Annotated in this window: 7 protein-coding genes and 1 pseudogene; 3 read left to right on the forward strand and 5 right to left on the reverse strand. The window is 63.5% G+C overall.

The annotated features are described in order from the left end of the window. Positions 1 to 1,023 (forward strand): nitric oxide reductase activation protein NorD (locus L9Z73_RS22305; RefSeq protein ID WP_247405554.1); only part of this gene is annotated, 1,023 nt, incomplete at its 5' end. Here L9Z73_RS22305 and L9Z73_RS22310 read toward each other — a convergent pair. The 3 genes from L9Z73_RS22310 to L9Z73_RS22320 form a co-directional block, all read right to left on the reverse strand. Continuing rightward, positions 1,017 to 1,208, reverse strand: a complete 192-nt coding sequence (locus L9Z73_RS22310; protein ID WP_247405555.1) for a protein DnrP — start codon at positions 1,206 to 1,208, stop codon at positions 1,017 to 1,019. The genes L9Z73_RS22305 and L9Z73_RS22310 overlap by 7 nt on opposite strands. Further along, on the reverse strand, positions 1,205 to 1,888 hold the full coding sequence (locus L9Z73_RS22315) for a Crp/Fnr family transcriptional regulator (protein WP_247405557.1): 684 nt from the start codon (positions 1,886 to 1,888) through the stop codon (positions 1,205 to 1,207). Before L9Z73_RS22315 ends, L9Z73_RS22310 begins: the two co-directional genes overlap by 4 nt. 132 nt (positions 1,889 to 2,020) lie before the next feature. Then, the gene (locus tag L9Z73_RS22320) at positions 2,021 to 2,515 is read right to left on the reverse strand and encodes a hemerythrin domain-containing protein (RefSeq protein ID WP_247405566.1); all 495 of its coding nucleotides are present in this window, start codon (positions 2,513 to 2,515) and stop codon (positions 2,021 to 2,023) included. Between the two features lie 169 nt (positions 2,516 to 2,684). On the opposite strand from L9Z73_RS22320, the pseudogene norR reads away from it, so the two are divergent. Continuing rightward, positions 2,685 to 3,650 (forward strand): annotated as a pseudogene (norR, locus tag L9Z73_RS22325) (nitric oxide reductase transcriptional regulator NorR); the annotation flags it as partial. A gap of 209 nt (positions 3,651 to 3,859) precedes the next feature. Here norR and L9Z73_RS22330 read toward each other — a convergent pair. Beyond that, complete coding sequence (locus tag L9Z73_RS22330) at positions 3,860 to 4,771, reverse strand: DMT family transporter (protein WP_247405559.1); 912 nt, start codon at positions 4,769 to 4,771, stop codon at positions 3,860 to 3,862. A 138-nt stretch (positions 4,772 to 4,909) separates the two neighbouring features. On the opposite strand from L9Z73_RS22330, the gene L9Z73_RS22335 reads away from it, so the two are divergent. Further along, on the forward strand, positions 4,910 to 5,785 hold the full coding sequence (locus tag L9Z73_RS22335; RefSeq protein WP_247405561.1) for a helix-turn-helix domain-containing protein: 876 nt from the start codon (positions 4,910 to 4,912) through the stop codon (positions 5,783 to 5,785). On the opposite strand, the gene L9Z73_RS22340 is transcribed toward L9Z73_RS22335, so the two are convergent. Further along, positions 5,782 to 7,018 (reverse strand): LuxR C-terminal-related transcriptional regulator (locus tag L9Z73_RS22340; RefSeq protein ID WP_247405563.1); only part of this gene is annotated, 1,237 nt, incomplete at its 5' end. The genes L9Z73_RS22335 and L9Z73_RS22340 overlap by 4 nt on opposite strands.

Here is a 7,018-nt window from a genome sequence, read left to right on the forward strand (position 1 = left end):
AGCCAGGACCCGGACGCCGCCCGTGTCGCCGAAGACCTCGACCAGTTGAGCCTGTCGCGCCAGCGCGTGCGCAAGAGCGGTGGGCTCAAGCTGCACCTGGATCTGCCGCCCGCCGATGTCGACGACATCCCCTTGGGCGAGGGCATCAAGTTGCCCGAGTGGGACTACCGGCGGCAGTGCTTGCAGGCAGGCTTCGTCAACCTGCAATTGATGCAGCCGCGTTGCGACGCGCCGCAACCCTTGCCCGTGCGGTTGCAGGCCCAGGCCCAGCGCTTGCGCCGGCAATTCCAGAGCCTGCGCACCGACCGCCAATGGAAGCGCCAGCAGCCTCAAGGGTCAGAGGTGGACCTGCAAGCCTGGCTGGATTTTCATGTGGAGCGCCAGCAGGGCGCCTGCGCCGAGCGCGGTCTGTTCCTTGAGCAGCGCCACACCCACCGCGACCTGGCGTGCCTGTTGCTGGCCGATCTGTCGATGTCCACCGATGCCCATGTCAACGATGAGCAAAAGGTCATCGATGTGATACGCGACAGCCTGCTGCTGTTCGGCGAAAGCCTGGCCGGGGCCGGGGATCGCTTTGCGTTGTATGGGTTTTCTTCGCTGCGTCGGCATCAGGTGCGTTTGCAGGTGCTCAAAACGTTCGAGCAAGCCTATGACGATCGCACGCGTGGCGCGATTCAGGGCCTCAAACCGGGTTACTACACGCGCATGGGCGCGGCCATCCGCCAGGCCACCCAGTTGCTGGGCGCCTGCCCGCAGCGGCGCAAGTTGCTGTTGTTGATCACCGATGGCAAGCCCAATGACCTGGACCTGTATGAAGGCCGTTACGGCGTGGAGGACACGCGCCAGGCGGTGGTCGAAGCGCGGCGCCAGGGCTTGATTCCGTTCTGCATCACCATCGACAAGCAGGCCGGCGACTACCTGCCGTACATGTTCGGCGCGCATGGTTTCACCCTGATCCATCGCCCGGAACAATTGCCGCAACGTCTGCCGCAGCTGTATCGGCAGTTGACCGAGGCTCAGTAAAAGTCCCTGGGTAACCAGAAGAACATCACCGCACAGAACAGCGTCAGGCCCAGGCAGAACCACTGGAAACGCTTCAGTCGGCGCGCCTGGGTGCTGGCGTGGGCCTCAGGCAAGGGCGTGGCGCAACGCTCGCAGAGGTCGCGCTCCACGGCGTTGCCGTGCTGGCAGACCAGGCAGGTTTTCACTCGAATTGCTCCAGGCGCGGGCGGTCGAGAATCGCGATTTGCCGGCCGTCCTGGGTGATGATTTTCTCGTCGATCAAGCGTCGGATAATCCGCGAAAAGGTCTCCGGCTGGATCGACAGGTGCCCGGCAATCAATTGCTTGGCCATCGGCAGCTCAAAGCTGCAGTTGGTGCTTTGCAGGCGCACCAGTTGCGTGAGCAGGTAGCGCACCACGCGGTGGGTGGCGTTTTTCAGCGACAGGGTTTCGATCTCGTTGACCCGCTGGTGCAGGCGCACGCACAACTTGCCGAGCAGGGCGAAGGTCAGGCGGCTGTTGCTCTGCAGCAAACGCATGTAGGTGGCGTTGGACAGCCGGTACAACTGCGTGGGGCACACTGCTTCGGCGCACGCCACGTAGTTGGGCGTATCCATCAGCATCATGGCTTCGGCAAAGGTCTGCCGCTCGCCAATCACCTCGAACACCTTCTCCTGGCCGTCCGGGGTGAGGCGGTAGATTTTCACTGCGCCGGCGATCACGAAGTAGAACGCATCGGCCGTTTCGCCCTGGCGAAACAGCGGTTCGCCTTTATCGACACTGAGCAATTGGCTGCTGCTCATCAGTTCGTTCAGTTGCACCTCGTCCAGGGGCTCGAACAGGTGGTGGCTGCGCAGGATTTGGTGATGAACGCGATGGAGCACCATCTTGACCTCGGGGAATGACGGGAAGGGATGCCCGAGGATAATCCTGTTGGCGTCGGTCGTACTTGATCCTCGACAAGGGCAACGCACAGGCAACGTTGCACGATCGTCGCAGTGATCGGTTGAGCACGTGCGCTATGCGCGGGCCGGTACGAGGCCGGGCGCGGCGTTGGCGAACAGTATGTCGTTCTCCAGGCGGATGTGTTCGCGCAGGTCGGCATGAAAGGCGCTCAGCTCGCGGTACAGGCTGCGCCAGGTGTTACAGGCCTCGGCCGGCGGGGTGATCTGGTTCGTCAGGCTTAACAGCTGCTCCAGCGCCTCGGCGTGCTGGTCGTGCTCGTAGCGCATCACCTGGATCGGCGTCGCCGCCTGGGGGCCCATGCCCATTTGCAGCATCGGGAACAGCACCTGCTCTTCCTTGAGCATGTGGCTCTCCAGTTCCTGCTGCATATCGTGCAGCAGGTCGGCCAGGCCGTTGGGGCATTGCAGGTGGTGGCCGTGGACCTGTTCGACGCGGCTCGCCATGCGCACCAGTTCCGGCAATTGCTCGCGATGACGCGCGTGGTAGCGCGTCAGCAGATGGTCGATCAAGTGGTCCTGGGGTTGGGTGTTCCAGTCGCTCACGCGCATCGGGCTTTCCTCATCGGCGGTACGGATATACACCGTTGATTGCACGTGGCGTGCCAATTTCAACTGATTGAAAAATAACGATATATCCCGGAGTAAGGTAATCATGACCACAGGTTGTCAGGGTGCTCTGAACCCCAGGAGGGTCGAAATGACCGCGCCGCCCGACGGCATCCTCGGCCAAAGCGCGGTGTTGCTGCAGTTGCTCGACGAGCTGGCGCTGCTGGCCGAAACGCAGTTGCCGGTGTTGTTGCTCGGCGAAACCGGGGTCGGCAAAGAGTTGGTGGCCCAGGCGATCCACGCCGCGTCGTCCCGTGCAGACAAGCCGCTGATCAGCCTCAACTGCGCCGCCCTGCCGGAAACCCTGGTGGAAAGCGAGCTGTTCGGCCATGTGCGCGGCGCCTTCACCGGCGCGTCGAACGAGCGCCGCGGCAAGTTCGAACTGGCCAATGGCGGCACGCTGTTTCTGGATGAAGTCGGCGAGTTGTCGTTGACGGTGCAGGCCAAGCTGCTGCGCGTCCTGCAAAGCGGCCAACTGCAACGCCTGGGCTCGGACAAGGAACATCAGGTGGACGTGCGCCTGATCGCCGCTACCAACCGCGACCTGGCTGAAGAGGTGCGCAACGGCCGCTACCGTGCCGACTTCTACCACCGCCTCAGCGTCTACCCGCTGCAAGTGCCAGCGCTGCGCGAGCGCGGGCGCGACGTGTTGCTGCTGGCCGGTTTTTTTCTCGAACAGAACCGTTCGCGCATGGGCCTGGGCAGCCTGCGCCTGACCAGCGACGCCCAGACGGCATTGCTGGCCTACAACTGGCCGGGCAATGTGCGCGAGCTGGAACATTTGATCGGACGCAGCGCACTGAAAGCCCTGGGAAACTGTCGCGAACGTCCGAAGATTCTCAGCCTGAGCGCCCACGACCTGGACCTGCCCGACGTCAGCGCAGCGCTGATCGAACCCCCACCCGAAGTAGCCGCCATCGCCAGCGGCGACCTGCGCCAGGCCACCGAGCACTACCAGCGCCAAGTGATCAACGCCTGCCTGGAACGCCACCAGCACAACTGGGCCAGCGCCGCCCGCGAACTAGGCCTGGACCGCGCCAACCTAGGCCGCATGGCCAAGCGCCTAGGCCTCAAATAACCCAAATCACCCGATCAACCCAAACCCAAACCCAAACCCCAAAAATGCTGAAAATGCAAAAAATGCAAAAAATGCAAAAAATGTGGGAGGGGGCTTGCCCCCGATAGCGGTGGCTCAGCTACAAATAAGTGACTGACCCACCGCTATCGGGGGCAAGCCCCCTCCCACCTAAAGCAACCCCCTCCCAGCTTAAATACCACCCCCCCACCTCAGACCTGCTTCGCCCTGAACCCCGGGTCCACCGGCAAAACCACCTTACCCCTACGAAACACCAACACATTCCCCACCATCACCAACACCAACCCCGCCAACGCCGGCGCAGTCCACTGATACCCCTCGGCAAACGCCGACACATTCAGCGCCACCACCGGAAACAGCACCGTGCAATACGCCGCCCGCTCAGGCCCCATCCGCCCCACCAACGTCAGATACGCCGTAAACCCAATCACCGAGCCCGGAATCACCAAGTACCACAACGCCCCGACATACCGCGCACTCCAATCCATCTCGAACGGAATACCGCGCACCACACAATAGGTCGCCAACATCACGGCCCCATACGCCATGCCCCAGGCATTGGTAGTCAACGGACGCAACCCCGCCTTCTGCTGCAAACTCGAAAGCATATTGCCAGCCGAAAAACACATCGTCCCCAGCAGCGCCAGGCCCAGCCCGAGCAAGGTCTGCGGGCTGGCGGTGTGCCCCGCCAGCTCCGGCCAGAACAACAGGCCCAACCCCAACAAACCAAGCCCGCCGCCCATCAACACATTGCGCGCGACCCGCTGGCCAAAAAACACCCGCGCATTCAGGGCATTCCACAGCGTCGCCGTGGAAAACACCACCGCCACCAGCCCGCTGGGAATCCACTGGCTGGCCGTGAGAAAGCACATGAAATTCACGCAGAACAGGCACAAGCCCTGGGCCAGGCAGATCAGATGCCCGCGCCGGTTCATCACCTGCAACTTGCGGCTGAGCAGCAACAGCGCAAACAACACCAACGCCGCCAGGCCGAAGCGATAGACGATCGACACAGGAATCGCCACCACGCCCAGTTGCCACTTGAGGGCGATCCAGGTGGTGCCCCAGATCAGCACGGTGAGTAAATACAGGAAAAGGTTCATAACAGGCTCCGCTGGTTGAGCCACAGTGTCACCTTCAACCCCTGGCCGGCACTTGCAGATTCTTGCGCTTTTGTCGCGCGGCGGGCTCACAGCACCAGCGGCTCGGAGTAGGATGCAAGGCGTCGGAGAGTACACACCATGTCAACGCTGGAATCCCTGCAAGTCTTTCAAGCCCTCAACCGCTCGCCCCACGCTCGCCTCGAAGCCTGCGCCGAGCTCGGTGACGGCTTGTCTGCGGCGCTGTGGAGCAACCACCACGACTCCCAGGATTACCAGGCGCCCGGCCATCACACCTTGTCCTGCTACATCGGCGGCGGCACCGGCACTTTTCGTCGTGACCAGCCGGGCACCAAAGGCGGGCCCGACAAGTTGTGCATCCTGCCGGCCGAGCATCAGTCGGCCTGGGTGATCAACGGCGACATCCGCCTGGCCCATGTGTATTTCAGCCAGGCGCAATTCGCCTTGGGCTGCATCACCCTGCTCGACCGCGAACCGCGCGCGCTGCAGTTGCAGGAAAGCACCTTCCTCGAAGACCCCAGCCAGGCGCGCCGCTTTCACCAGTTGATCGCTCTCAACTGGCACGAGCCCGCCGAACGCCTGCTGACCAGTAGCCTGGCCCATGAAATGCTCAGCCACACCCTGCTCAGCCAAGTCGGCGCGCGCGACGGGCTGCGCTTGAAAGGCGGGCTGGCGGCACATCAACGGCGCTTATTGGTGGACTACATCGAGCAGCACCTGGACGACCCCATCAGCCTCGGTCAATTGGCCGGGATGTGCGCGCTGTCGGAATACCATTTTGCGCGGATGTTCCGTCAGAGCTTCGGCCTGCCGCCCCATCAATATCTGTTGGCGCGGCGCCTGGCCCGCGCGCAGAGCCTGCTGCGCAGCGGCAGCCTGCCCGTGGGTGATATCGCGTTGATGTGCGGCTTCTCCAGCGCCAGCCACTTCACCCATCGCTTTCGCCAGGCCATGGGCGCGACGCCCGGCGAATACCGTCAGGCGTTCTGCGCTTAACCCATCAAGCCCAACGTCTTGGCCTTGGCCACCGCCTGGGTGCGCCGCTCCACGCCGAGCTTGCTATGGATGCGCCGCGCATGGGTCTTGACGGTGTGCAGCGAGATAAAAAGCCGGTTGGCGATTTCCAGGTTGGAGTTACCGAGGGCGATCAGTTGCAGCACTTCCAGCTCGCGCTGGCTCAGCGGGTTGTCCGCCGTGCCTGTCGGCGAGGCCTGCGGCTCCAGGCCCAGTTCACTCAACAGCCCGGGCGAGCGTAAACGCAGTTCGCGAACCGCCTGCTGCACCTGGCAGCGCCCCGCCAGTTCCAGGCCGTTTTGCAAGGCTCGACGCGCCACCGCCGGTTCACCCAGTTGCCAGGCCACCTCCCCCAGCACCAAGTGCAATTCGGCTTCCAGGCACAGCATGCCGCGTTGGCGGGAGGCTTCCAGCAACGCCTCAAGCCGCGCCAGCGGTTGATCGGCGACGCCCAGTTTGACCTCGGCCAACACCAACAGGTATTCAAGGCGCGGGATCAATTCCAGCGTGGCCGGCGGTGCCTGCTTGGCGCCTGGCCCACGGAAATGGCGGAGTACCCGGCGTACCGCTTCCTCCGTCAGTTCGGCGCGGCCCTGCTGTAACCAGAAGTGCCCGCTGACCAGCAACAGCACCGCGCGGTATACCGTGTCCGGCACCTGGCGTTGCTGCATCAGGCGCTCGGCCTCGCGCAATTGGATAAAGGCCTGGGCGTAATCGCCACGGTTGGCCGCGAGCAATGCCAGGCCGAGAAAACCGTAGAGCACGCGCTTGTCCTGGCTGTGCAGACACATCGTCAACCCGGCGTCGAAACACTCGGCAGCCAAGGCGTCCTGGCCTTGGCGCAGCGCCAGATGCCCACGCCGCAGGGCGATGCGTCCGACCAGCGGCCCAGCCTTCAGCCGCTGATTGAGCAACATCGCCTGCACCTGCTCCAACAGGCTCTGCGCCCGATACGGTGCGCCACGCTGTTCGAGCAATTGAGCGTGATCCAGCTCCAGCAGGGCCTCGAGCAACAGCGAGCCATGGGCCCGCGCCAGGCACAGCGCTTCGCGGTTCAGGGCCTGGGCCGCCTCCAGCTCACCGCGCAACAAGGCCTGCTGGGTCAGCCCCGACAGGCACATCAGACGTGACGTCCACGCACTGTCGGGCAACGCCTGCAACGCCTCGAAGAAATGCTCGCGAGAGCCTTGCGCATCGCCTGCCAGATGCAGCAAC

The organism is Pseudomonas emilianonis (assembly GCF_023072625.1).
Taxonomy (GTDB): domain Bacteria; phylum Pseudomonadota; class Gammaproteobacteria; order Pseudomonadales; family Pseudomonadaceae; genus Aquipseudomonas; species Aquipseudomonas paraveronii.